The organism is Escherichia sp. E14S1, from assembly GCF_004211995.1.
Lineage (GTDB): Bacteria > Pseudomonadota > Gammaproteobacteria > Enterobacterales > Enterobacteriaceae > Escherichia.
The window spans coordinates 1-22859 of record NZ_RHJQ01000004.1; the positions used below are offsets into that span (position 1 = coordinate 1).

Genomic DNA, 22859 nt, shown 5'->3' on the forward strand with positions numbered 1-22859 from the left:
CAGGATGGCCTTTTTGCGTTGGTGCAAAAAAAATGCCGGATGCGACGCTGGCGCGTCTTATCCAGCCTACGCAGGCACGGTAGGGGGGCAGCTTATTCCCCCACATACGCCAGATTCAGCAACGGATACGGTTTCCCCAAATCGTCCACCTCAGAACGTCCCGTAACCTTAAAGCCCATCTTCTTATAGAACCCAACCGCCTGCTCATTTTGCTCATTAACGTTGGTTGTCAGTTCCGGTGCCATCGAGAGCGCATGCTCCACCAGCATCCGACCCACGCCGCAGCCGCGCACATCAGGATCGATAAACAGCGCATCCATATGCTGCCCACTTAACAACATAAACCCAACCGGCTGATCCCGCTCATTAACCGCGACCCACAACGGTGCTTCCGGCAGAAAGGAACGCACCAGCTCTTCCAGTTCGGCCCTATACTCTGCTGATAAAAAATCGTGGGTGGCATCGACAGAACGACACCAAATCGCAACGAGTTCCTCCCCTTCCTCATGCCGTGAGCGGCGAATACTAATAACCATTTTCTCTCCTTTTAGTCATTCTTATATTCTAACGTAGCCTTTTCCTTGAAACTTTCTCACCTTCAACATGCAGGCTCGACATTGGTAAATTTTCTGGTTATCTTCAGCTATCTGGATGTCTAAACGTATAAGCGTATGTAGTGAGGTAATCAGGTTATGCCGATTCGTGTGCCGGACGAGCTACCCGCCGTCAATTTCTTGCGTGAAGAAAACGTCTTTGTGATGACAACTTCTCGCGCGTCTGGTCAGGAAATTCGTCCGCTAAAGGTGCTTATCCTTAACCTGATGCCGAAGAAGATCGAAACTGAAAATCAGTTTCTGCGCCTGCTTTCAAACTCACCTTTGCAGGTCGATATTCAGCTGTTGCGCATTGATTCCCGTGAATCGCGCAACACGCCCGCAGAGCATCTAAACAACTTCTATTGCAACTTTGAAGATATTCAGGAACAGAACTTTGACGGTCTGATAGTCACCGGTGCGCCGCTGGGTCTGGTGGAGTTTAATGATGTCGCTTACTGGCCGCAGATCAAACAGGTGCTGGAGTGGTCGAAAGATCACGTCACCTCGACGCTGTTTGTCTGCTGGGCGGTACAGGCCGCGCTCAATATCCTCTACGGCATTCCTAAGCAAACCCGCACCGACAAACTCTCTGGTGTTTACGAGCATCATATTCTCCATCCTCATGCGCTTCTGACGCGTGGCTTTGATGATTCATTTCTGGCACCACATTCGCGCTATGCTGACTTTCCGGCAGCGTTGATTCGTGATTATACCGATCTGGAAATTCTGGCGGAGACAGAAGAAGGGGATGCATATCTGTTTGCCAGCAAAGATAAGCGTATTGCCTTTGTGACGGGCCATCCCGAATATGATGCGCAAACGCTGGCGCAGGAATATTTCCGCGATGTGGAAGCCGGACTAAACCCGGATGTACCGTATAATTATTTCCCGCACAACGATCCGCAAAACAAACCGCGAGCGAGCTGGCGCAGTCATGGCAATTTGCTGTTTACCAACTGGCTCAACTATTACGTCTACCAGATCACGCCATACGATCTACGCCGTATGAATCCTACACTGGATTAATCTTCTGTGGCGGTCGATCGTTAAGCGATTCAGCACTTTACCTCAGGCACCTTCGGGTGCCTTTTTTATTTCCGAAACACACCTCAGCAAGTGAATAAATTTTATTCATATTGTTATCAATAAGTTATCATATATTTTTATTTAAAATGGAAATTGTTTTTGATTTTGCATTTTAAATGAGTAGTCTTAGTTGTGCTGAACGAAAAGCACACAACGATCCTTCGTTCACAGTGGGGAAGTTTTCGGATCCATGACGAGGAGCTGCACGATGACTGAACAGGCAACAACAACCGATGAACTGGCTTTCACAAGGCCGTATGGCGAGCAGGAGAAGCAAGTTCTCACTGCCGAGGCGGTAGAATTTCTGACTGAGCTGGTGACGCATTTTACGCCACAACGCAATAAACTTCTGGCAGCGCGTATTCAGCAGCAGCAAGATATCGATAACGGAACGTTGCCTGATTTTATTTCGGAAACAGCTTCCATTCGCGATACAGGCTGGAAAATTCGTGGTATTCCTGCGGACTTACAAGATCGTCGAGTCGAGATAACTGGCCCGGTTGAGCGCAAGATGGTGATCAACGCACTCAACGCGAATGTGAAAGTGTTTATGGCCGATTTCGAAGATTCACTGGCACCAGACTGGAACAAAGTGATCGATGGGCAAATTAACCTGCGCGATGCGGTTAACGGCACCATCAGTTACACCAACGAAGCAGGCAAAATCTATCAGCTCAAGCCAAATCCCGCGGTGTTGATTTGCCGGGTACGCGGTCTGCACTTGCCGGAAAAACATGTCACCTGGCGCGGCGAAGCGATTCCTGGCAGCCTGTTTGATTTTGCGCTCTATTTCTTTCACAACTACCAGGCACTGTTGGCAAAAGGCAGCGGCCCCTATTTCTATCTGCCGAAAACCCAGTCCTGGCAGGAAGCGGCCTGGTGGAGCGAAGTCTTCAGCTATGCAGAAGATCGCTTTAATCTGCCGCGCGGCACTATCAAGGCGACGTTGCTGATTGAAACGCTGCCTGCCGTGTTCCAGATGGACGAAATCCTTCACGCGCTGCGTGACCATATTGTTGGTCTGAACTGCGGTCGCTGGGATTACATCTTCAGCTATATCAAAACGTTGAAAAACTATCCCGATCGCGTCCTGCCAGACAGACAGGCAGTGACGATGGATAAACCCTTCCTGAATGCTTACTCACGCCTGTTGATTAAAACCTGTCATAAACGCGGTGCTTTTGCGATGGGCGGCATGGCGGCGTTTATTCCGAGCAAAGATGAAGAGCGCAATAACCAGGTGCTCAACAAAGTAAAAGCGGATAAATCGCTGGAGGCCAATAACGGTCACGATGGCACATGGATCGCTCACCCAGGCCTTGCGGATACGGCAATGGCGGTATTCAACGACATTCTCGGCTCCCGCAAAAACCAGCTTGAGGTGATGCGCGAACAAGACGCGCCGATTACTGCCGATCAGCTGCTGGCACCTTGTGATGGTGAACGCACCGAAGACGGTATGCGCGCCAACATTCGCGTGGCTGTGCAGTACATCGAAGCGTGGATCTCTGGCAACGGCTGTGTGCCGATTTATGGCCTGATGGAAGATGCGGCGACGGCTGAAATTTCCCGTACCTCGATCTGGCAGTGGATCCATCATCAAAAAACGTTGAGCAATGGCAAACCGGTGACCAAAGCCTTGTTCCGCCAGATGCTGGGCGAAGAGATGAAAGTCATTGCCAGCGAACTGGGCGAAGAACGTTTCTCCCAGGGGCGTTTCGACGATGCCGCACGCCTGATGGAACAGATCACCACTTCCGATGAGTTAATTGATTTCCTGACCCTGCCAGGCTACCGCCTGTTAGCGTAAACCACCACATAACTATGGAGCATCTGCACATGAAAACCCGTACACAACAAATTGAAGAATTACAGAAAGAGTGGACTCAACCGCGTTGGGAAGGCATTACTCGCCCATACAGCGCGGAAGATGTGGTGAAATTACGCGGTTCAGTCAATCCTGAATGCACGCTGGCGCAACTGGGCGCGGCGAAAATGTGGCGTCTGCTGCATGGCGAGTCGAAAAAAGGCTACATCAACAGCCTCGGTGCACTGACTGGCGGTCAGGCGCTGCAGCAGGCGAAAGCGGGCATTGAAGCGGTCTACCTGTCTGGCTGGCAGGTAGCGGCGGATGCTAACCTGGCAGCAAGCATGTACCCGGACCAGTCGCTTTATCCGGCGAACTCGGTTCCTGCCGTAGTGGAGCGGATCAACAATACTTTCCGCCGTGCGGATCAGATCCAGTGGTCCGCGGGCATTGAGCCGGGCGATCCGCGCTATGTCGATTACTTCCTGCCGATCGTTGCTGATGCGGAAGCCGGTTTTGGCGGTGTCCTGAATGCCTTTGAACTGATGAAAGCGATGATTGAAGCCGGTGCAGCGGCAGTTCACTTCGAAGATCAGCTGGCGTCAGTGAAGAAATGCGGTCACATGGGCGGCAAAGTTTTGGTGCCAACTCAGGAAGCTATTCAGAAACTGGTCGCGGCGCGTCTGGCAGCTGACGTGACGGGCGTTCCAACCCTGCTGGTTGCACGTACCGATGCCGATGCGGCGGATCTGATCACCTCCGATTGTGACCCGTATGATAGCGAATTTATTACCGGCGAGCGCACCAACGAAGGTTTCTTCCGTACTCATGCAGGTATTGAACAAGCGATCAGCCGCGGCCTGGCGTATGCGCCGTATGCTGACCTGGTATGGTGTGAAACCTCCACGCCGGATCTGGAACTGGCGCGTCGCTTTGCGGAAGCCATCCACGCGAAATATCCGGGCAAACTGCTGGCTTATAACTGCTCGCCGTCGTTCAACTGGCAGAAAAACCTCGACGACAAAACTATTGCCAGCTTCCAGCAGCAGCTGTCGGATATGGGTTACAAGTTCCAGTTCATCACCCTGGCAGGCATCCACAGCATGTGGTTCAACATGTTCGACCTGGCAAACGCCTATGCCCAGGGCGAGGGTATGAAGCACTATGTTGAAAAAGTGCAGCAACCGGAATTCGCCGCCGCGAAAGATGGCTACACCTTCGTTTCTCACCAGCAGGAAGTGGGTACAGGTTATTTCGATAAAGTGACGACCATTATTCAGGGCGGCACGTCGTCAGTTACCGCGCTGACCGGCTCCACCGAAGAATCGCAGTTCTAACAACCGATAAACGTTGCTAACTGTAGGCCGGATAAGGCGTTCACGCCGCATCCGGCAATGAGCGCCTGATGCGACGCTTGCGCGTCTTATCATGCCTACAAATGTTGCTGACGCGTAGGCCGGATAAGGCGTTTACGCCACATCCGGCAATGAGCGCCTGATGCGACGCTTGCGCGTCTTATCATGCCTACAAATGTTGCTGACCGTAGGCCGGATAAGGCGTTCACGCCGCATCCAGCAATCAACGCCTGATGCGACGCTTGCGCGTCTTATCATGCCTACAAATGTTGCTGACCGTAGGCCGGATAAGGCGTTCACGCCGCATCCGGCAATGAGCATCTGATGCGACGCTTGCGCGTCTTATCATGCCTACAAAGGTTGCTAACTGTAGGCCGGATAAGCCGTTCACGCCGCATCCGGCAATCAACGCCTGGTGCGACGCTTACGCGTCTTATCCGGCAATTCTCTGCTCCCGACGAGGACAACAAATGCCGCGTGGCCTGGAATTACTGATTGCACAAACCATTTTGCAAGGTTTCGACGCTCAGTATGGTCGATTTCTCGAAGTGACCTCCGGGGCGCAGCAGCGTTTCGAGCAAGCCGACTGGCACGCTGTCCAGCAGGCGATGAAAAACCGTATCCATCTTTATGATCATCATGTTGGTCTGGTGGTGGAACAGCTGCGCTGTATCACTAACGGCCAAAGCACGGACGCGGAATTTTTACTGCGCGTCAAAGAGCATTACACCCGGCTGTTGCCGGATTATCCGCGCTTCGAGATTGCGGAGAGCTTTTTTAACTCCGTGTACTGTCGGTTATTTGACCACCGCTCGCTGACTCCCGAGCGGCTTTTTATCTTTAGCTCCCAGCCAGAGCGTCGCTTTCGTACCATTCCCCGCCCGCTGGCAAAAGACTTTTATCCCGATCACGGCTGGGAGTCGCTACTAATGCGTGTTATCAGCGATCTGCCGCTGCGCTTGCGCTGGCAGAATAAAAGCCGTGATATCAACTACATCATTCGCCATCTGACGGAAACGATGGGGACTGATAACCTCGCCGAAAGCCATTTACAGGTGGCGAACGAACTGTTTTACCGCAATAAAGCCGCCTGGCTGGTGGGCAAACTGATCACGCCTTCCGGCACGTTGCCCTTTTTGCTGCCTATCCACCAGGCGGACGACGGCGAGCTGTTTATTGATACCTGCCTGACGACCACCGCCGAAGCGAGCATTGTCTTTGGCTTCGCGCGTTCCTATTTTATGGTTTACGCGTCGCTACCTGCCGCACTGGTCGAGTGGTTACGGGAAATTCTACCGGGCAAAACGACCGCAGAGCTGTACATGGCCATCGGCTGCCAGAAGCACGCCAAAACTGAAAGTTACCGTGAATATCTGATTTATCTGCAAGGCTGTAATGAGCAATTTATTGAAGCGCCGGGCATTCGTGGAATGGTGATGCTGGTGTTCACGCTGCCGGGCTTTGATCGGGTATTCAAAGTGATTAAAGACAAGTTCGCGCCGCAGAAAGAGATGTCTGCGGCTCACGTTCGCGCCTGCTATCAGTTGGTTAAAGAGCACGATCGCGTAGGTCGAATGGCGGATACCCAGGAGTTTGAAAACTTTGTGCTGGAGAAGCGGCAAATCGCACCGGCATTAATGGAATTACTGCTCCAGGAAGCGCCGGAAAAAATCACCGATCTCGGCGAACAGATTGTGATTCGCCATCTCTACATCGAACGGCGGATGGTGCCGCTCAATATCTGGCTGGAACAGGTTGAGGGCCAACAGCTGCGCGACGCTATTGAAGAGTACGGCAACGCTATTCGCCAGCTTGCCGCCGCCAACATCTTCCCCGGCGACATGCTATTTAAAAACTTTGGTGTCACCCGTCACGGGCGCGTGGTGTTTTATGATTACGATGAAATTTGCTACATGACGGAAGTGAATTTCCGCGACATCCCACCGCCGCGCTACCCGGAAGACGAACTTGCCAGTGAGCCGTGGTACAGCGTTTCGCCGGGCGATGTTTTCCCGGAAGAATTCCGCCACTGGCTATGTGCCGACCCGCGCATTGGGCCACTGTTTGAAGAGATGCACGCCGACCTGTTCCGCGCTGATTACTGGCGAGCGCTACAAAACCGTATCCGTGAAGGGCACGTGGAAGATGTTTATGCGTATCGGCGCAGGCAGCGGTTTAGCGTGCGATTCGTATAAATCAGAGACGAAAAGTCATCGCATTCCGCCATACGCCAGCGTCACTTCCTTCGCCGCTTTAATCACCATCGCGCCAAACTCGGTTACGCGGTCGTCGGTAATACGTGAAATCGGCCCGGAAATCGAAATTGCGGCAAATGGTTCGCGGTGCTCATCGAAAATACACGCCGCGAGGCAACGAAGCCCCAACGCATGTTCTTCATCGTCAAATGAATAGCCACGTTTACGCGTCTGGGCGAGGTCCTCTTTTAGATGCACAGGAGACACCAGCGTCGCGTGGGTATAGGCATGTAATCCTTTGCGATGCAGCAGTTTCGTCACCTGTTCTTCGCTCAGTTGGGCTAAGAAAGCTTTACCGGCACCAGAGGCATGCATCGGTAACTTACCGCCGATAGGGGCTGACATACGCATCAGATGCGTACACTGCACCTGGTCGATAATAATCGCTTCGTGATCGCTTTGATCCAGCACCGCCATATTGACCGTTTCGCCAGACTCTTCCATCAGATTGCGCAGGATAGGGTGAACAATGGCTAACAAATTACGGCTCTGGAGAAAGCTGCTGCCGACCATAAAGGCATGTGCGCCTATCGCCCAGTGTCCAAGTTCGCCAACCTGACGGACGAAACCCTGCTGTTGCATCGTGGTTAGCAGGCGGTGAGTCGTGGAATTGGGTAATCCGGCTTGCTGTGCCAGTTCCGTAAGTGCCACACTGCCATTGGATTCGGCAATCCACTCCAGTAATTTCAGCCCACGCGTTAAAGACTGAACCTGTCCAGTCGCGGGTGCGGTGGCAACGGCGGGTTTTCTGCCGCGTTTTGCGGGAATGGGTGCGACCATGACAGTCTCCTTTTTCTGTATCGTGGAAATCATTTTCATTTTTATTACGGTGTAATGCAATAGTTGCCACACTGATCCGATGAGTTAATGTTGAACAAATCTCATGTTGCGTGGTGGTCGCTTTTACCACTGATGCGTTTATGCCAGTATGGTCTGTTGAATTTTTTTACAGTCTGGGTTGAGCGTGTCGGGAGCGAGTGTGAGCAGCAAAGTTGAACAACTGCGTGCGCAGTTAAATGAACGTATTCTGGTGCTGGACGGCGGTATGGGCACCATGATCCAGAGTTATCGACTGAACGAGGCAGATTTTCGCGGTGAACGTTTTGCCGACTGGCCTTGCGATCTTAAAGGTAACAACGACCTGCTGGTTCTCAGCAAACCGGAAGTGATCTCCGCCATCCACAACGCTTACTTTGAAGCGGGCGCAGATATCATCGAAACCAACACCTTCAACTCCACGACTATTGCGATGGCGGATTACCAGATGGAATCCCTGTCGGCGGAAATCAACTTTGCGGCGGCGAAACTGGCGCGTGCTTGTGCTGATGAGTGGACCGCGCGCACGCCGGAGAAACCGCGCTACGTTGCTGGTGTTCTCGGCCCAACCAACCGCACGGCGTCTATATCGCCGGACGTAAACGATCCGGCATTCCGCAACATCACTTTTGACCAGCTGGTGGCGGCTTATCGCGAATCCACCAAAGCGCTGGTGGAAGGTGGCGCGGATCTGATCCTGATTGAAACCGTTTTCGACACCCTTAACGCCAAAGCGGCGATTTTTGCGGTGAAAACGGAGTTCGAAGCGCTGGGCGTTGAACTGCCGATTATGATCTCCGGCACTATCACCGACGCCTCCGGGCGCACACTCTCCGGGCAGACCACCGAAGCATTTTACAACTCATTGCGTCACGCCGAAGCGCTGACCTTTGGCCTGAACTGTGCGCTGGGGCCAGATGAACTGCGCCAGTACGTGCAGGAGCTGTCACGTATTGCGGAATGCTACGTCACCGCCCACCCGAACGCCGGGCTGCCCAACGCTTTTGGTGAATACGATCTCGATGCCGACACGATGGCAAAGCACATCCGCGAATGGGCGGAAGCGGGATTCCTCAATATCGTCGGCGGTTGCTGCGGCACCACGCCACGACATATTGCGGCAATGAGTCGCGCAGTAGAAGGATTAGCGCCGCGCAAACTGCCGGAGATCCCCGTCGCCTGTCGTTTGTCCGGCCTGGAGCCGCTGAACATTGGCGAAGACAGCCTGTTTGTTAACGTCGGGGAGCGGACTAACGTCACCGGTTCTGCCAAATTCAAACGCCTGATTAAAGAAGAGAAATACAGCGAGGCGCTGGATGTGGCGCGTCAGCAGGTGGAAAGCGGCGCGCAGATTATTGATATCAACATGGATGAAGGGATGCTCGACGCCGAAGCGGCGATGGTGCGTTTCCTTAGCCTGATTGCCGGTGAACCGGATATCGCCCGCGTGCCGATTATGATCGACTCCTCAAAATGGGACGTCATTGAAAAAGGTCTGAAGTGTATTCAGGGCAAAGGCATTGTTAACTCTATCTCAATGAAAGAGGGCGTCGACGCCTTTATCCATCATGCGAAACTGTTGCGTCGTTACGGTGCAGCGGTGGTGGTAATGGCCTTTGACGAACAGGGCCAGGCCGATACCCGTGCACGGAAAATCGAAATTTGCCGTCGGGCGTACAAAATACTCACCGAGGAAGTCGGCTTCCCGGCGGAAGATATCATCTTTGATCCGAACATCTTCGCGGTCGCAACTGGCATTGAAGAGCACAACAACTACGCGCAGGACTTTATCGGCGCGTGTGAAGACATCAAACGCGAGCTGCCCCATGCGCTGATCTCCGGCGGCGTCTCTAACGTCTCGTTCTCGTTCCGTGGTAACGATCCGGTGCGCGAAGCTATTCACGCGGTGTTCCTCTACTACGCCATTCGTAACGGTATGGATATGGGGATCGTCAACGCCGGGCAACTGGCGATTTACGACGACCTGCCCGCCGAACTGCGCGACGCGGTGGAAGATGTGATCCTTAACCGTCGCGACGATGGCACCGAGCGTTTACTGGAACTTGCCGAGAAATATCGCGGCAGCAAAACCGACGATACCGCTAACGCCCAGCAGGCGGAGTGGCGCTCGTGGGAAGTGAATAAACGTCTGGAATACTCGCTGGTCAAAGGCATTACCGAGTTTATCGAGCAGGACACCGAAGAAGCCCGCCAGCAGGCCGAGCGCCCCATTCAGGTGATTGAAGGCCCGCTGATGGACGGCATGAACGTGGTCGGCGACCTGTTTGGCGAAGGGAAAATGTTCCTGCCGCAGGTGGTGAAATCGGCGCGCGTCATGAAACAGGCGGTGGCGTATCTCGAACCGTTTATCGAAGCCAGCAAAGAGCAGGGCAAAACCAACGGCAAGATGGTGATCGCCACCGTGAAGGGCGATGTGCACGATATCGGTAAAAATATCGTTGGCGTGGTGCTGCAATGCAACAACTATGAAATCGTCGATCTCGGCGTGATGGTGCCTGCGGAAAAAATCCTCCGTACCGCCAGAGAAGTGAATGCCGATTTGATTGGCCTTTCGGGATTGATCACTCCATCGCTGGACGAAATGGTCAACGTGGCGAAAGAGATGGAGCGTCAGGGCTTCACCATTCCGCTACTGATTGGCGGTGCGACCACCTCAAAAGCGCACACAGCGGTGAAAATCGAGCAAAACTACAGCGGCCCGACGGTGTATGTTCAGAACGCCTCGCGCACCGTTGGCGTCGTGGCGGCGCTGCTTTCCGACACTCAGCGTGATGACTTTGTCACTCGTACCCGCAAGGAGTACGAAACCGTGCGTATTCAGCACGGACGCAAGAAACCGCGCACCCCGCCAGTTACGCTGGAAGCTGCGCGCGATAACGACTTCGCTTTTGACTGGCAGGCTTACACGCCGCCCGTGGCACACCGTCTCGGCGTGCAGGAAGTCGAAGCCAGCATTGAAACGCTGCGTAATTACATCGACTGGACACCGTTCTTTATGACCTGGTCGCTGGCCGGGAAGTATCCGCGCATTCTGGAAGATGAAGTGGTAGGCGTTGAGGCGCAGCGGCTGTTTAAAGACGCCAACGACATGTTGGATAAATTAAGCGCCGAGAAAACGCTGAATCCGCGTGGTGTGGTGGGGCTGTTCCCGGCAAACCGTGTGGGCGATGACATTGAAATCTACCGTGACGAAACGCGTACCCATGTGATTAATGTCAGCCACCATCTACGCCAACAGACCGAAAAAACCGGCTTCGCTAACTACTGTCTCGCTGACTTCGTTGCGCCGAAGCTTTCTGGTAAAGCAGATTACATCGGCGCATTTGCCGTGACTGGCGGGCTGGAAGAGGACGCACTGGCTGATGCCTTTGAAGCACAGCATGATGATTACAACAAAATCATGGTGAAAGCGCTTGCCGATCGTCTGGCGGAAGCCTTTGCAGAATATCTCCATGAGCGCGTGCGTAAAGTTTACTGGGGCTATGCGCCGAACGAGAACCTCAGCAACGAAGAGCTGATCCGCGAAAACTACCAGGGCATCCGCCCGGCACCAGGTTATCCGGCTTGCCCGGAACACACGGAAAAAGCCACCATCTGGGAGCTGCTGGAAGTGGAAAAACACACTGGCATGAAACTCACGGAATCTTTCGCGATGTGGCCCGGTGCATCGGTTTCGGGTTGGTACTTCAGCCATCCGGATAGCAAGTACTATGCCGTGGCGCAGATTCAACGCGATCAGGTCGAAGACTATGCCCGTCGTAAAGGTATGAGCGTTACCGAAGTTGAGCGCTGGCTGGCACCGAATCTGGGGTATGACGCGGACTGATTCACAAATATGTCACTTTTCCTTACAACAAACAGGGCACTCAATGGGTGCCCTGTCTCTTTATTAATATGAAACACTTATACTGGAATCAGGCTGGAATAATCTTAGCCGGAAAAACGAATGTCAAAAGGCACAGTAAAGATGCCAGCCAGCGTGTTTCCGGTCCTTTGGTCATTCAATTGCTTCAGGAACATATAACGATAAGGAGAACCTGAACTCGTGTTAACGCTGCTTCACCTGCTTTCTGCCGTCGCCCTGTTGGTCTGGGGGACGCATATTGTTCGAACAGGCGTAATGCGCGTCTTCGGCGCACGCCTGCGTACAGTCCTTAGCCGGAGCGTCGAAAAGAAGCCGCTCGCCTTTTGCGCGGGGATCGGCGTTACCGCACTGGTACAGAGCAGTAATGCCACCACCATGCTGGTGACCTCGTTTGTCGCCCAGGATCTGGTTGCTCTCGCGCCCGCGCTGGTGATTGTGCTGGGGGCTGATGTCGGGACGGCGCTAATGGCGCGGGTCCTCACCTTCGATTTATCCTGGTTGTCACCGCTGCTCATTTTTATCGGCGTTATTTTTTTCCTCGGACGCAAACAGTCACGCGCCGGGCAACTGGGCCGCGTCGGTATTGGTCTTGGGCTGATTTTGCTGGCGCTGGAGTTGATTGTGCAGGCCGTAACGCCGATCACCCAGGCAAACGGCGTTCAGGTGATCTTTGCTTCGTTGACTGGCGATATTCTGCTGGATGCGCTGATTGGCGCGATGTTCGCCGTTATCAGCTACTCCAGCCTTGCAGCTGTATTGCTGACCGCTACTTTGACCGCCGCAGGCATTATCTCCTTCCCGGTGGCGCTCTGTCTGGTAATCGGAGCCAACCTCGGTTCCGGCCTGCTGGCGATGCTCAACAATAGTGCCGCCAATGCCGCCGCTCGACGTGTTGCGATGGGTAGCTTGTTGTTTAAGCTGGTGGGGAGCTTGATTATCCTGCCATTTGTCCATGTTCTGGCTGAATCAATGGATAAACTGCCTTTGCCAAAAGCGGAACTGGTTATCTATTTCCACGTCTTCTACAACCTCGTTCGTTGCCTGGTCATGCTGCCGTTTGTCGATCCAATGGCGCGATTTTGCAAAACGATTATTCGCGATGAACCTGAGTTGGATGCCCATCTGAAACCAAAACATCTGGACGTTAGTGCGCTGGATACTCCGACTCTTGCTCTGGCGAATGCCGCCCGTGAAACACTGCGCATCGGTGACGCGATGGAACAGATGATGGAAGGGCTGAATAAAGTGATGCACGGTGAACCGCGTGAAGAGAAGGAGTTGCGCAAGCTGGCGGATGATATCAACGTCCTCTACACCGCGATTAAACTTTATTTGGCGAGGATGCCAAAAGAAGAGCTGGCGGAAGAAGAGTCGCGCCGCTGGGCAGAGATTATCGAAATGGCTCTCAACCTGGAGCAGGCTTCCGATATCGTCGAGCGCATGGGCAGCGAAATTGCTGACAAATCACTGGCAGCACGGCGGGCATTTTCGCTTGATGGGTTGAAGGAACTGGATGCGCTCTATGAGCAATTGCTCAGTAATTTAAAGCTGGCAATGTCAGTGTTCTTCTCTGGCGATGTCACCAGCGCTCGTCGTTTGCGCCGTAGTAAACATCGTTTTCGCATTCTTAATCGCCGCTATTCCCACGCCCACGTCGATCGCCTGCATCAGCAAAACGTGCAAAGCATTGAAACCAGTTCGCTGCATTTAGGCTTACTGGGCGATATGCAGCGTCTGAACTCGCTGTTTTGTTCGGTGGCTTACAGTGTGCTGGAACAGCCGGATGAAGATGAGGGACGGGACGAGTATTAATATGCCTGATAAGACGCGTCAAGCGTCGCATCAGGCACTATGTACAAGATGCCGGATCATGCATCCGGCAATTCACTTAAAAACGGTGACCCGCTTCCAGCGGCACCGCTTCCTCACCAGCTTTAAATACATAAGTGGTATTCGGGCCGCCCAGCGTAGCGTGACCTTTACTCACCGTGATCCAGTTACCTTCCGGCAGGCCAATAATGGTCAGTTCTGGCGCGACGACCAGCAGTTCGCGAATACGCTGCTCGCGCGTTTCCCCTTTATGGCCTTCCGGCAGCGCGTTGGTGAAGTGCGGGTTGATTTGCAGCGGGAACAGATTCAGCGCATCGAAACCTTGCGGATCGACAATCGGCATATCGTTGGTGGTACGAATGGTTGGGCAAGCCAGGTTAGCGCCTGCGCTCCAGCCAATATACAGCGCGCCACGTTTTACTACGTCGGCAATGGGTGCCAAAAGCCCGCGTACGCGGCATTCTTTCAGCAACTGGAAAGTGTTGCCACCGCCGACAATCACGATCTCAGCATTTTCAATCGCGGCAACAGGATCGGCCACGCTATGAATACCGGTGACAGAAACGCCAAGTGGGGCAAGGACCGCAGCCGTTTTGGCCGTATAATCATCCCAGGTTTGCGTTACGCCAGCGAAAGGAATAAACACCGCGGAACGGCGACCTTGCAACTGTTCAGCAATCAACGGCAGCGCATGTTCCAGCCAGGCTTTACCCGGCAGCGTCGAGTTACTCAATAAAAGCAGTTCCATTACTTCTCCGGTTAGTAAGAAAACACGGAAGGAATGCTACCACTGCAAATTTAACCACTTACTGACGTGGCTCACGATGTCACACATTGTACCAGGCGTTCTGAAGACGGTTAGCAAACAAGGCGCTGAGGCTGATGATAAACGTAAGATTGCCTGATGCGCTACGCTTATCAGGCCTACAAGCTAATCGCAATATCTTGAATTTTCGCGATTTTGTAGGCCGAATAAGGTGTTTGCGCCGCATCCGGCATGAACAACGTGCACTTTGCCACCAATCAGAGCGCCCCTTAATGCGCTGATGTTTCTTATCCTTCTCGTGCAAATTGTGCCGCTTCAGTAATCAGCCGCGCATCAGGTCGCACACCGGTATACATCGCGAACTGCTCGACGGCCTGTAAAGCAATCACCTCTGCGCCGCTGATCGTCTGCTTATCAAGCTGCTGCGCCAGACGAATGAGCGGCGTTTCCGGTGGCAATGCCACGACGTCAAAAACGACGCTTGCCGTAGAGATCATTGCCTCGCTGAAGGCCAGCTCATGGCTCTCTTTACCGCCAGCCATGCCAACGGGGGTAACGTTAACCAGAATGTCGCAGTCGATTCCTTCTGGCTGCGGTTGCCACTGGAAGCCATACTGCTTCGCCAGCGCCGGGCCGCTCTCGTGGTTGCGGGCGGCGATGATGACATCGGCAAACCCCGCGTCGCGAAAGGCTGCAATCACCGCTTTGCCCATGCCGCCGCTGCCGCGAATCATCACGCGTGCGGCGCTATTGAGCTGGTGGTGAATAATCAGGTTTTTCACCGCGATGTAGTCGGTGTTAAACCCGGTCAGCCTGCCGTCGTCATTCACGATGGTATTCACTGAATCAATGACTTTCGCTGACGGATCGATCGCATCGAGAAAGGGCATACAGCTTTCTTTAAACGGCATCGACACGGCACAGCCGCGAATACCTAATGCGCGAACACCTTTCACCGCCGCCTCAATATCCTGGGTGGTGAACGCTTTGTAGATGAAATTCAGCCCCAGCTTTTCATACAGATAATTGTGAAAACGCGTGCCGAAGTTGCCGGGGCGACCGGCCAGCGACATGCACAGTTGAGTATCGCGATTAATCATGGCTGATTGCCTTTGCATGAGTGAGCAGATATTGCTCCGCCTCACCGGACCATACTCCCTGATGACGCGTCAGAATTGCCGCCAGTGCTTGATCCTGAATCTGCGTGAGTGACGTCAGCGGCAGGTCTTTCCCGGTATACACCAGTTTTTTGCCGCCGCCGACGGCAGGCAATTCAAGCGTGGTTTCGCCCGCAGCATTCAGCCCAAGAATATGTGTTACCACTTTTGCGGCCTGCACTTTTTTCTCTTCGATCAGTTTGACCGCCGCACGCATGTCATCGGTATTGCCGCCCGATGTGCCAACGTAATGAGTAAAGGCATAATGCACATCGTAGAAATTAATTGGTGCGCTGAAGTGTTTATCCTGCGGTCCGGCGAAGAAATTCAGACAACCATCTGTCGCCAGCAAGGAAGAGGCGAGAGTCACCAGTCCTTCATTTGGCACAAAGACGAAAATATCATCGAAGCCGTGACCGCCACTCAGTGCCATTAACGTATCAAATGCTGCATCGGCGGCATTGAGATAATGAATCAGTGTTTGCGGTTCTGATGGATAGTGCTGTCGCGCATAACTCAATTTGTTATTGTCGGTATCGGTAATAACGAGTAGCGACGGGTTAACTGGCCCATGCAGCGCATAATCAATCGCTAACAGTCCCATTGGTCCGGTGCCGCCGAGGATCAGTGTGCGCCCTTGCGGGCGAATCCCCATCGTGTGGTTATAACTACCTTCCTGAAGATGATAGTTGGCGTTGAACGCGCCAATCACGCAGGAAAGCGGTTCAACCAGCGAGCCTTCAAAGTAGGTTTCGCCGTCGTATGCCAGCAGGCAATCCTGTTCCATAACCTCATTTGGGATAACCACATGTGTGGCTTCACCACCCACCCACGGGAAAGAGTAACCGGGGCAGTCCGGGCTTTCCGGCAATTGCAGGTTGGCCTGAATCACATAGCGCTGGCCCGGCTGAAATTTGTGCTGCCACTTTTTACCCACGGCCAGAATATCGCCGCAAAATTCATGGCCGATGATGATGGGATTGGTCGCCACATCGTTGGGTACTTTTTTATGGTTTTCACCCAGATTGGCCTCTTTCCAGGAAGAGAGGCACAGGCTGTCGGTGACCACCGTCGCGAGGATTTCATCCTCCTGCATTTCAGGAAGATCAAAGGTTTCCAGGCGTAAATCACGTTTACCATAAAGACGCAGAGCTGTTGTTTTCATAAACCACCTCGTGTTGAACGATGGCCCCGACGGTTGCGCCGGGGCGAAGAATCAGGACAGGAAGCCCAGCGCATTGCCGATAATCCCTAAACCAAACAGGGCGAAAATCAGCCATACCGGGTTAATTTTTTTGTTGAGCAGACGCACCATCAGCAGCGTCAGACCGAGCGCCAGCAAACCAGGGCAAAGTTGGTCGAGAATGTTCTGCACGGTCATGGTGACGGTGGAGCCATCGGCGGCAGGCGTTTGCGAGACGACCAGCGGCACGTTGATCGACGTCCATTTGGTGACCAGCACGCCCATCACAAACAGTCCGAGAATCGATGCGCCCTCAGTCAGTTTTTGCAGCAAATTACCGCCCATATCGCTGACGATATTCACGCCTTTACGAAAGCCCAGTTGCAGCCCATACCATTTCATTGCCAGACGTACTGCATTGAAAATAAAGAAGAACAGCAGTGGGCCGAGAATGTTGCCAGAAAGAGCCAGAGATGCGCCGAGCGCGGCGGTAATCGGGCGTAGGGTTCCCCAGACCAGTGGATCGCCAACCCCTGCCAATGGTCCCATCAGGCCAACTTTGATGCCGTTAATGGTGCCGTCATCAATTTCTGCACCGTTGGCCCGCGCTTCTTCCATGGCGGCGGTCACGCCGATGACCGGACCACATACGGCTGGCGTGGTATTGAAGAACACCAGGTGTCGCCTGAGCGCCGCAACCTGATCCTCTTTTAATGGGTAGAGTCGCTTGATGGCGGGGATCATGTCGTAACAAAAGCCCAGCCCATGAATGCGTTCAAAGTTGAAGGACGCCTGTTGCAGGTTGGAGCGCAGAAACATGCTCACCAGATCGCTGCGTGTAATTTTTCTCTGTTCCATGATGGCTCCGTTAATCATCAAGTTGGTCAAGGGCGGTGATAGTGGTGGTCTGGGGATGTGGTTCAGCTTTACGCCACTGTGGATTTAGCTGGATGTAGAGCAGGGCCATGATCACGCCGACGCCACCGAACGCCAGCAGACTGAGATCGAGGTAGCCACCTGCGAGGAAACCGAGGAAAAAGAAAGGCATCAAATATTTCACGCCCATCATGCGAAGCACCATGGCGTAACCGACCACCACGATAAAACCGCCAGCAATCTGCAATCCACGGGTCACAAATTCGGGAATGGCGCTCAGCATATTGCTCACCATATCGGCGCTGACGAACAGCGAGACAATCAGTGCCGGAATCGCAACGCGCAGTGCCTGCACGCCAAGCGCGGAGACATGCAGAATATCGAGAGTGCGAAACCGCGCTTCTTCCGCTGCTTTATCCGCCGCGTGCTGGAACACAACGGTGATGGTGCGGGCAAACACCGTCAGCACCTGGCCTGCCGCAGCCACAGGCAACGCGATGGCGATACCGGTGGCGATGCTTTGCTGGCCAACGATAACCAGAATGGCGGAGATTATGCTGGCGAGTGCAGAATCCGGAGATTGCGCCGCGCCGACGTTCATCCAGCCGAGAGCTATCAATTCCAGCGTACCACCGAGCATAATTCCGGTTTTTAAATCACCGAGAATTAAACCAATCACCGTACAGGCAATTAACGGGCGATGAGTCTGAAATTCATCCAGCACGCTGCCCATTCCGGCAATACAGGAAAAAAGAAATATGGCAATGATTTGTAGGGTACTTATTTCCATGATTTGTCACCTTTTAAGTGTCGTCATCCCTGCCTGTTAAAGCATATGTACACAGGCGCTATTATTTAATTTGCGACTAACTGTTCTTTTATTTTGTCGATAATATTGATTGAAGGATCTGACGCTACAACGCGTAAATCCAGCGTGACGCCAAGATTATTTAACTCATGAAATGCGTTAATATCATCGTCATCTAATGAAACTGCTTTGGTTAACTGTTTTTTACCGGGTCGCCAGGCCATGCCGCCAATATTCAGGGTGCCGATTTTTACTCCCTGGCGAACCATCGCTAAGGCATCCTGAGGTCGGGTAAAAAGATAAAATACGGTTTCGTCCTGATATTGTGGGTTGTGATACACCGCGACGGCTTTTTCAATATTGACCACGTTAACTTTCATTCCTGGCGGGGCGGCCTGACGCAATAATGTCCGGCGAACTTCATCGTTATACACTTCGTCATTGCAGATAATAATGCGCTGGGCGTTAGCCACTTTCGACCAGACGGTAGTGACCTGGCCGTGGATTAGGCGGTCATCAATGCGGGCGAGCGTAATGTTCATCAGAAATCCTCCTCTGCCGTTGCCAGTTGTTTCCAGACAACGCAGGTTTGCTTTGCGATTTGCGTCAGGTGTTCACACAGTTCATCAACGTTCATGCTGTCCTGGTTATCGACCAGTTCGAGCGCCAGCGGCAGGGAAAGGCCGCTGATTACCCGCAGGCGCGGATTACGCATCGCAAGCGTTGCCGCCGCGTTCCACGGGCTGCCGCACTGTAAGTCCACGGCGATTAACCACTTGTCATGATTGTGAATACTCACTAACTTTTCCAGCTTTGCCACGATGTCTCCGGCGTTCTCGCCGGGCACAAATTCAACTGCCTCAACATTGGCGTCGCCGTACACCATCTGAACCGATTCCAGCATGGCGCAAGCTAATTTGCCGTGGGCGCAAAAAATGGCATTGACCATAAAGCCTCCTTAGCCGCGCGTTTTTCCGCCAGCAATGTTAGTGGTTACTCCGGTAATATAACTGGCGCGTTCAGATAGCAGATAACTAACAAAATCAGCCACTTCTGCTAATTTTCCGGCGCGCCCAATAGGAATGGCGTTTTTGGTATAGCCTTCACGCAGCTGTTCGACGGTGATATTGCGCGTCCACGCCAGCGCCTCTTCATATTCCGGCGTGCGCAGCCCGGTTTTTTCCAGAATCCCCGGCGCGATGCCCACCACGCGGATACCATGTTTACCCAACTCTTTCGACCAGGAGCGCGTGAAGCTATTGAGCGCGGCTTTAGTGGCGGCGTAACAGCTTTGGCCTTCTGAGCCTTCCAGCCCACTTTCCGAGGAGACATTCACAATCACCCCATCATGTTGTTTGACCATCTGTCTCGCCACTGCCTGCGACATCAGAAAAACGCCTTTCTGGTTGATATTGACCATTTTTTCGAATGCGGCTTCGTTGAGTTCATACTGTCCGGCAGGCGCTTTCTCATCGACCAGCAGACGCGGGAAGTTGACCCCGGCGTTATTGACCAGACCGTCGATGCGACCAAAACGCTGAATAATTTCCGCTACCGTATGATTTACCTCTTTGGCGCTGGAAATATCGGTCGGCCAGAACTGATAACCTTTATGACTTTCATATTGACCATCGCCACCGTGAATATCGACCATCTGTACATTCGCGCCTTGTGCTAATAATTCATCCACAATCGCCAGACCAATACCGGATGCGCCACCGGTGACAATAATGATTTTATCCTGCAAATTTAACCACGTTTGCATAACAGACTCCTGATTTTAGGTAATAGAGGCCCGCCGTAATTTTTTATTACGGTAAACATCGGGAAGATTTTTATTTCAGTAATAGTTCAGCTGTGTTGCTATTCGTTACCAGACAATTAATATATTTTCCACGCAGTGCGCCAATAATTCCGCTATATTTCTCTTCACCTATAGCAATACCAATGGAATACCGCGCCTGCTTTAATTTATTCATTTCGATAGAGAGCGTTTTTTCGCTCATATTCGTTTCAACCATTGCGCCGTGAATATCAAAAAAGCGCGAGCAAATATCACCGGCAACCTGACGGGCATTCAGGTCGTCACTCTCTTCGCCGCCATAAAATGCATGCCAGTTGGCGCCATCGCGAATAGCCGGTGAGCCAATCCCCACGAGGGCGACATCCAGATTATCCCAGTAGGCTGAGATGGTTTTAAAGTGCTGAGACTGCATGATCCCATTACGAATTAAGGGGTTATCTAGCAGAGCTGGAAAATCCGCGAGCTGCGATTCCCCTTTCAGCTTTGCCGCCGCGCTGTAGGTTAATGTGTTTACGTGATAGCGGCTTTCGAGTTTACCGGACGGGCCGCCAATAATCGGCACGCAAATTAACTGCCGCGATTGCCCCGCCTGCGGCAAGTTTTCAACCAGTGCGCTCACCGCGCGGCCCCAGGAAAAACCAACAATATCACCAGGTTCCAGCAAACGATCTAACAATTGCGCGCCGTGTAACCCCATTACCGCCAACTGAGCGTCTTCCTCTTCATCGCGCCCTGATACCACCACAGCTTCTTTCAGACCAAACTTTTGCTTCAGTTGCTGCTCCAGCCAGAGATTTTCGTTGTAGTCATAGTTGATGGCGATGGTGACAATTCCCTGTTCGCGGCCCCGTTTAAGTAAGCGGCTGATGGTGGTCCGATAAATACCCAGTTCGCGGGCGATTTGCGCCTGCGTCATGTCCTGTTCGTAATAGAGTTGGGCAATCTTCACAATCAAACGGATATCGTCACTGTTTTCCATCGCCGCCTCCTGATTTTGCACATTTGTGCAAATATGCTTTTTAACCGCTTGATCTGATATAACTCCATCATGGTGACCTTTAAAAGCGATTTTTCACTCTTTGTTTGGACTGAAATGGCGCTTTATCTTGCACATTTGTTTCTCTGCGTAGCAGTCATCAGCACAAGTGTGCAGAGATTCGTAATAGGTTGATTATCCTGGTTTTCGCCAGGCAAATTTGCATCGGGCTTCTGGTGACACTTTTGTGATAAAAGGCGCGGCAGATCACATTTAATTTCGACGTTGCCGCATAACCCTGTTTTTCCCCGCTAAGAGGTACGGTATATTCCGCGTTTTACAGGAGAATTTATGCTGCCCGACTCATCAGTCCGTTTAAATAAATACATCAGCGAAAGCGGAATTTGCTCACGCCGCGAAGCGGATCGCTATATCGAGCAAGGCAATGTGTTCCTTAATGGCAAGCGTGCCACCATTGGCGATCAGGTGAAACCCGGCGACGTTGTGAAAGTAAACGGTCAGTTGATTGAGCCTCGGGAAGCCGAAGATTTGGTTCTTATCGCCCTGAACAAGCCCGTCGGTATTGTCAGCACCACCGAAGATGGCGAGCGCGATAACATTGTCGATTTCGTTAACCACAGCAAACGCGTGTTCCCGATTGGTCGCCTGGATAAAGATTCCCAGGGGCTGATTTTCCTCACCAACCACGGCGATCTGGTGAATAAGATCCTCCGCGCGGGTAACGATCATGAGAAAGAATATCTGGTGACGGTCGATAAACCGATTACCGAGGAGTTTATTCGCGGCATGAGTGCGGGAGTGCCAATCCTCGGGACGGTGACTAAAAAATGCAAAGTCAAAAAAGAAGCGCCGTTTGTCTTCCGCATTACCCTGGTGCAGGGGCTGAACCGTCAGATCCGTCGCATGTGCGAGCACTTTGGCTACGAAGTGAAAAAGCTGGAACGTACGCGCATTATGAACGTCAGCTTAAGCGGCATTCCGCTGGGAGAATGGCGCGATTTAACCGACGACGAGCTTATCGATCTCTTTAAGCTCATTGAAAATTCCTCTTCCGAGGCGAAGCCCAAAGCGAAGGCCAAACCGAAAACGGCAGGCATCAAACGCCTGGTGGTGAAGGTAGAAAAAACGGCGGAGAAAGGTGGCCGCCCGGCATCAAACGGCAAGCGTTTCGCCTCGCCGGGGCGGAAGAAAAAAGGTCGTTAATCAGCGTTTACCGCGCGTCGACGTATTTGCCGACCAACTGAATGACGCTTCAGGATCCGGTTTATAAGCCTGCTTTTTCTTCAACTGGCGGGCTTTTTTCGCTTCAGCCTCACGCTCAACCATTAATTTATCGATGTACTCTTTCTTAATGCTGTTGGTTTCGGCGTTGGTCAGCACGCGACCATGTGCAATACGCGCGCGATCCAGCAGCGTCTTCAGTTCGCGCTGTTCACGCTCAGTCATCTCTTTTTGAGTAATACGGGGGAGTGCCATGATGGTGCCCTCAGTTAATCGGATAGTTCAGTGTACGGGAATTTATTTGCAAGCAGAACTGATAAGATTCATTTGCCTTCTCTTTATTTTTATCTGCTTAGATAATTGGCGATAAATACAGATAAAAATTTAACGAAAATAAATGACCGCTAACTTATAAA

General features: G+C 52.6%; 19 protein-coding genes. 7 read left to right on the plus strand and 12 right to left on the minus strand.

Annotated elements, in window-relative coordinates; translation table 11 throughout:
* Window positions 1-92 precede the first annotated feature (92 nt).
* Window positions 93-536, minus strand: a complete 444-nt coding sequence (locus D9734_RS04710; RefSeq protein ID WP_130205741.1) for an acetyltransferase — start codon at window positions 534-536, stop codon at window positions 93-95.
* A gap of 156 nt (window positions 537-692) precedes the next feature.
* On the opposite strand from D9734_RS04710, the gene metA reads away from it, so the two are divergent.
* From metA to aceK, 4 genes are all read left to right on the plus strand, one after another.
* Window positions 693-1622: a homoserine O-succinyltransferase gene (metA, locus tag D9734_RS04715; RefSeq protein WP_130205743.1), complete on the plus strand. Its 930-nt coding sequence runs from the start codon at window positions 693-695 to the stop codon at window positions 1620-1622.
* Between the two features lie 268 nt (window positions 1623-1890).
* The gene (gene aceB, locus D9734_RS04720) at window positions 1891-3492 is read left to right on the plus strand and encodes a malate synthase A (protein WP_130205745.1); all 1602 of its coding nucleotides are present in this window, start codon (window positions 1891-1893) and stop codon (window positions 3490-3492) included.
* A 29-nt stretch (window positions 3493-3521) separates the two neighbouring features.
* Window positions 3522-4826: an isocitrate lyase gene (aceA, locus tag D9734_RS04725; protein ID WP_000857847.1), complete on the plus strand. Its 1305-nt coding sequence runs from the start codon at window positions 3522-3524 to the stop codon at window positions 4824-4826.
* Window positions 4827-5314: 488 nt separating this feature from the next.
* The gene (gene aceK / locus D9734_RS04730; protein WP_130206090.1) at window positions 5315-7039 is read left to right on the plus strand and encodes a bifunctional isocitrate dehydrogenase kinase/phosphatase; all 1725 of its coding nucleotides are present in this window, start codon (window positions 5315-5317) and stop codon (window positions 7037-7039) included.
* A gap of 15 nt (window positions 7040-7054) precedes the next feature.
* Here aceK and iclR read toward each other — a convergent pair whose 3' ends face one another.
* The gene (gene iclR / locus D9734_RS04735) at window positions 7055-7879 is read right to left on the minus strand and encodes a glyoxylate bypass operon transcriptional repressor IclR (protein ID WP_000226403.1); all 825 of its coding nucleotides are present in this window, start codon (window positions 7877-7879) and stop codon (window positions 7055-7057) included.
* A 199-nt stretch (window positions 7880-8078) separates the two neighbouring features.
* Between iclR and metH the strand changes: the two genes are divergently transcribed.
* Both metH and D9734_RS04745 read left to right on the plus strand, forming a co-directional pair.
* The gene (gene metH, locus D9734_RS04740; protein WP_130205747.1) at window positions 8079-11762 is read left to right on the plus strand and encodes a methionine synthase; all 3684 of its coding nucleotides are present in this window, start codon (window positions 8079-8081) and stop codon (window positions 11760-11762) included.
* A 219-nt stretch (window positions 11763-11981) separates the two neighbouring features.
* On the plus strand, window positions 11982-13613 hold the full coding sequence (locus tag D9734_RS04745) for a Na/Pi cotransporter family protein (RefSeq protein ID WP_130205749.1): 1632 nt from the start codon (window positions 11982-11984) through the stop codon (window positions 13611-13613).
* A 76-nt stretch (window positions 13614-13689) separates the two neighbouring features.
* Here D9734_RS04745 and pepE read toward each other — a convergent pair whose 3' ends face one another.
* From pepE to D9734_RS04790, 9 genes are all read right to left on the minus strand, one after another.
* Complete coding sequence (gene pepE / locus D9734_RS04750; RefSeq protein ID WP_097752848.1) at window positions 13690-14379, minus strand: dipeptidase PepE; 690 nt, start codon at window positions 14377-14379, stop codon at window positions 13690-13692.
* Between the two features lie 305 nt (window positions 14380-14684).
* Window positions 14685-15497, minus strand: coding sequence for a shikimate 5-dehydrogenase (locus D9734_RS04755; protein WP_130205751.1), 813 nt, complete (start codon window positions 15495-15497; stop codon window positions 14685-14687).
* Window positions 15490-16719, minus strand: a complete 1230-nt coding sequence (gene sorE, locus D9734_RS04760; protein ID WP_130205753.1) for an L-sorbose 1-phosphate reductase — start codon at window positions 16717-16719, stop codon at window positions 15490-15492. Before sorE ends, D9734_RS04755 begins: the two co-directional genes overlap by 8 nt.
* 51 nt (window positions 16720-16770) lie before the next feature.
* Window positions 16771-17595 (minus strand): PTS system mannose/fructose/sorbose family transporter subunit IID, encoded by an 825-nt coding sequence (locus D9734_RS04765; protein WP_130205755.1) that lies wholly within the window; start codon window positions 17593-17595, stop codon window positions 16771-16773.
* Window positions 17596-17605: 10 nt separating this feature from the next.
* Window positions 17606-18403, minus strand: a complete 798-nt coding sequence (locus D9734_RS04770; RefSeq protein WP_000406332.1) for a PTS mannose/fructose/sorbose transporter subunit IIC — start codon at window positions 18401-18403, stop codon at window positions 17606-17608.
* A 65-nt stretch (window positions 18404-18468) separates the two neighbouring features.
* Window positions 18469-18963, minus strand: a complete 495-nt coding sequence (locus tag D9734_RS04775) for a PTS system mannose/fructose/N-acetylgalactosamine-transporter subunit IIB (protein ID WP_130205757.1) — start codon at window positions 18961-18963, stop codon at window positions 18469-18471.
* Entirely contained in the window at window positions 18963-19370 is a 408-nt protein-coding gene (locus tag D9734_RS04780) for a mannose/fructose/sorbose PTS transporter subunit IIA (RefSeq protein ID WP_130205759.1), read from the minus strand. Before D9734_RS04780 ends, D9734_RS04775 begins: the two co-directional genes overlap by 1 nt.
* 9 nt (window positions 19371-19379) lie before the next feature.
* Complete coding sequence (locus tag D9734_RS04785) at window positions 19380-20186, minus strand: SDR family oxidoreductase (RefSeq protein ID WP_130205761.1); 807 nt, start codon at window positions 20184-20186, stop codon at window positions 19380-19382.
* Between the two features lie 70 nt (window positions 20187-20256).
* The gene (locus D9734_RS04790) at window positions 20257-21204 is read right to left on the minus strand and encodes a sugar-binding transcriptional regulator (RefSeq protein ID WP_130205763.1); all 948 of its coding nucleotides are present in this window, start codon (window positions 21202-21204) and stop codon (window positions 20257-20259) included.
* A 348-nt stretch (window positions 21205-21552) separates the two neighbouring features.
* Here D9734_RS04790 and rluF point away from each other — a divergent pair, with 348 nt between their 5' ends.
* Window positions 21553-22425, plus strand: a complete 873-nt coding sequence (gene rluF, locus D9734_RS04795) for a 23S rRNA pseudouridine(2604) synthase RluF (RefSeq protein WP_130205765.1) — start codon at window positions 21553-21555, stop codon at window positions 22423-22425.
* Here rluF and D9734_RS04800 read toward each other — a convergent pair whose 3' ends face one another.
* Window positions 22426-22698, minus strand: a complete 273-nt coding sequence (locus D9734_RS04800; protein ID WP_001207629.1) for a DUF3811 domain-containing protein — start codon at window positions 22696-22698, stop codon at window positions 22426-22428. It abuts the gene before it with no gap.
* Window positions 22699-22859: the final 161 nt, after the last annotated feature.

Coding starts and splice junctions, on each gene's coding strand:
- D9734_RS04770 (WP_000406332.1), bottom strand. CDS start 18,403: ATGGAAATAAGTACCCTACAAATCATTGCCATATTTCTTTTTTCCTGT.
- D9734_RS04755 (WP_130205751.1), bottom strand. CDS start 15,497: ATGATTAATCGCGATACTCAACTGTGCATGTCGCTGGCCGGTCGCCCC.
- aceK (WP_130206090.1), top strand. CDS start 5,315: ATGCCGCGTGGCCTGGAATTACTGATTGCACAAACCATTTTGCAAGGT.
- D9734_RS04765 (WP_130205755.1), bottom strand. CDS start 17,595: ATGGAACAGAGAAAAATTACACGCAGCGATCTGGTGAGCATGTTTCTG.
- iclR (WP_000226403.1), bottom strand. CDS start 7,879: ATGGTCGCACCCATTCCCGCAAAACGCGGCAGAAAACCCGCCGTTGCC.
- metA (WP_130205743.1), top strand. CDS start 693: ATGCCGATTCGTGTGCCGGACGAGCTACCCGCCGTCAATTTCTTGCGT.
- D9734_RS04790 (WP_130205763.1), bottom strand. CDS start 21,204: ATGGAAAACAGTGACGATATCCGTTTGATTGTGAAGATTGCCCAACTC.
- sorE (WP_130205753.1), bottom strand. CDS start 16,719: ATGAAAACAACAGCTCTGCGTCTTTATGGTAAACGTGATTTACGCCTG.
- aceB (WP_130205745.1), top strand. CDS start 1,891: ATGACTGAACAGGCAACAACAACCGATGAACTGGCTTTCACAAGGCCG.
- D9734_RS04780 (WP_130205759.1), bottom strand. CDS start 19,370: ATGGTCAATGCCATTTTTTGCGCCCACGGCAAATTAGCTTGCGCCATG.
- pepE (WP_097752848.1), bottom strand. CDS start 14,379: ATGGAACTGCTTTTATTGAGTAACTCGACGCTGCCGGGTAAAGCCTGG.
- D9734_RS04800 (WP_001207629.1), bottom strand. CDS start 22,698: ATGGCACTCCCCCGTATTACTCAAAAAGAGATGACTGAGCGTGAACAG.
- D9734_RS04785 (WP_130205761.1), bottom strand. CDS start 20,186: ATGCAAACGTGGTTAAATTTGCAGGATAAAATCATTATTGTCACCGGT.
- D9734_RS04775 (WP_130205757.1), bottom strand. CDS start 18,963: ATGAACATTACGCTCGCCCGCATTGATGACCGCCTAATCCACGGCCAG.
- D9734_RS04710 (WP_130205741.1), bottom strand. CDS start 536: ATGGTTATTAGTATTCGCCGCTCACGGCATGAGGAAGGGGAGGAACTC.
- aceA (WP_000857847.1), top strand. CDS start 3,522: ATGAAAACCCGTACACAACAAATTGAAGAATTACAGAAAGAGTGGACT.
- rluF (WP_130205765.1), top strand. CDS start 21,553: ATGCTGCCCGACTCATCAGTCCGTTTAAATAAATACATCAGCGAAAGC.